Source organism: Photorhabdus caribbeanensis, assembly GCF_018448885.1.
GTDB lineage: Bacteria > Pseudomonadota > Gammaproteobacteria > Enterobacterales > Enterobacteriaceae > Photorhabdus > Photorhabdus caribbeanensis.
The window spans coordinates 160,468-162,703 of record NZ_RCWB01000007.1 but is presented as its reverse complement, the minus strand read 5'-3'; the positions used below and the strand labels follow the sequence as shown (position 1 = coordinate 162,703).

Here is a 2,236-nt window from a genome sequence, read left to right as displayed (position 1 = left end):
GGTATTTAACTGGTTACTCTAGAAAACAGGCTCTGCAACATGTCGTGTTTGATGAGCAGGGGCCAACTGAAGCGGCTATAAAAAGTTTCGAAAAAGATTATAAGAAAAACTTTCCAGCACTTATTACTGGAATATGGGATGGTGAAAAGGATGAATTATCTAGCGGCATAGATTATAGCAAAATGCCAAGTGTTCATCCTAACTGGGTTTGGCTGCAATTGAATCTAAATATTGACAGTCATCAGCTTGATGTATTGCGGTTAATTAATCTGGTTAGCTATTTTGCCTTGAGCCGTAATTTACCTAATATTCAGGTAGAGTCGAATGAATATACCTTAAAAGGCAAACAGGTTTTCCCTGATCGTCTCAGTGTTGGTTGGATGCTTTACCTGCCTCGTATTATTGATAAATCCTATCTGCCTATGGCGGAAGATGTGCTTCCTGTGTATCAAAATAATGAACAGGTAGGCACTCTGATTATTACCAAAAAAGGCATTTTTGATGGAAGAAATCAGGATGATATTGATAAATCCAATGATGTTGAAATACAGTTGGTGAACCTGGGATTACTGCCATTAATTACAGAAATTTAATGGAAGGTGATGTTATTTACCAATCGGAAAACGATGGAGAACTTTAATGTCAAAGGCGGTTATTCTGCTGGGTGATACGACAGATCATGGCGGTAAGGTGATTACCGCTATTGATGAATATACTCACAATGGTGTTCCTAATTATTGCAAAAAATGAGATAAACAGGAGGCGTTAATATGCCAATACCCTTATTAGCTCCGGTCGTAGTGGGTGCGGCTGAATATGTCGCCAGCGCCTGTGCCGGAGTATTAATTGCGGTTGGGTTGATGGAAGCCGGTAAAGATAAATCCGTTATAGAGGATGACGACATTCACCATAAGAAAACGGATTTTGTGATAAGCCCTGAAATCACAGATGAAGATCGAAATATCGTCTGGAGCGCCGAAGCCCATGCGGATTTTTGGGAGGACGATGATTTAGGGGATGAATCTGTTGATACCAGTGCAGTTCAAACTAAAGCCCAGTCTGAAACGGAAGAGTGTGAAAAAACGGAAACTGAAAAAGTGTGCAAAGCTTGCCTTGCTATTCCGGTGACAAGTGAAAAATATCGCAAGGTGAGTCGCTGGAGCGCCATCACGATTAACTATCAGCGATTTATTGCGAAAACTAAATATAACCCGCTCACACAAATGATTCAGAAATTTCAGTGCCTGAAAGTGACGTTTGATGGCTGGCGACCAGCGTATTGCTTATTTCTGGAAGCCAAAGCGCGGTATGACCAGTTTTTTAATAGTGAAGGGAAACCCAAAAGTTGGTGGAAAGGTGATGAATCAGGCAAAAAACAGGCTGAAAGGCATCAAAAAGTCTGTGATGTTCTAGAAGGCACACCTTATGTAGAATGGCATTTTTTACAACCAATCAGTTATGCTTATTTTAAGGTACAGTTTAGAGAGTATAAAAATATCAGAGTTCATTATACCCCCTACGACAGTTTATTTTAATCTGAGGTCAACATGACAATAGTTCGTATAGAAATAAATGTACGTTATGAACAGCAAAAAACTATTACTGCTAATACGGCATTGATGGATTTGTTTCATATCACACAGCAAATCGATATATTTTTCGGGAAGAAAAAAACATGGTTTTTAAAAGGATGTTCCCGAAAAGAGGCATTAAAACATATTGTGTTTGATGAACAAGGGCCTACAGACGAAGCAGTAAGTTATTTTGAAAAATCTTATAAAAAAGACTTTCCTTCACTTATTGAAGGTATATGGGATGGTGAAAAGGATGAGTTATCTAGTAGTGTTAGTTATAATAAATTGTCAACAAAAGGTCCTAACTGGGTTAGGTTAGAACTCAATTTGAAAATTGACAGTAGTCAGCTTGGTATTTCCCAATTAATTGATTTAGTTAAATATCTAGTCACCAGTCGTGACTTCCCTTATATTCAGGTCGAAACCAACGAATATACATTACGGAATAAACAGGTTTTCCCTGATCGCTTAAGTGTTGGCTGGATGCTTTACCAGCCTCGTATTATTGATAAATCCTATTTGCCTATGGCGGAAGATGTGCTCCCTGTGTATCAAAATAATGAACAGGTTGGCACGCTGATTATTACCAAAAAGGCATTTTTGATGGAAGAAATCAGGATGATATTGATAAATCCAATGATGTTGAAATTCAGTTGGTGAAT

4 protein-coding genes are annotated in these 2,236 nt (G+C 38.3%); all 4 read left to right on the top strand.

What is annotated here, in order from left to right:
- Window positions 1–593, top strand: a 593-nt coding sequence (locus EAE90_RS07385) for an Imm52 family immunity protein (protein ID WP_214052959.1), incomplete at its 5' end; no start/stop codon positions are given.
- Between the two features lie 46 nt (window positions 594–639).
- Complete coding sequence (locus tag EAE90_RS24890; RefSeq protein WP_479687641.1) at window positions 640–750, top strand: PAAR domain-containing protein; 111 nt, start codon at window positions 640–642, stop codon at window positions 748–750.
- A 20-nt stretch (window positions 751–770) separates the two neighbouring features.
- Entirely contained in the window at window positions 771–1,535 is a 765-nt protein-coding gene (locus EAE90_RS07380) for a restriction endonuclease fold toxin 5 domain-containing protein (protein ID WP_214052958.1), read from the top strand.
- A 12-nt stretch (window positions 1,536–1,547) separates the two neighbouring features.
- Window positions 1,548–2,234, top strand: coding sequence for an Imm52 family immunity protein (locus EAE90_RS07375; protein ID WP_246550460.1), 687 nt, complete (start codon window positions 1,548–1,550; stop codon window positions 2,232–2,234).
- Window positions 2,235–2,236 lie beyond the last annotated feature (2 nt).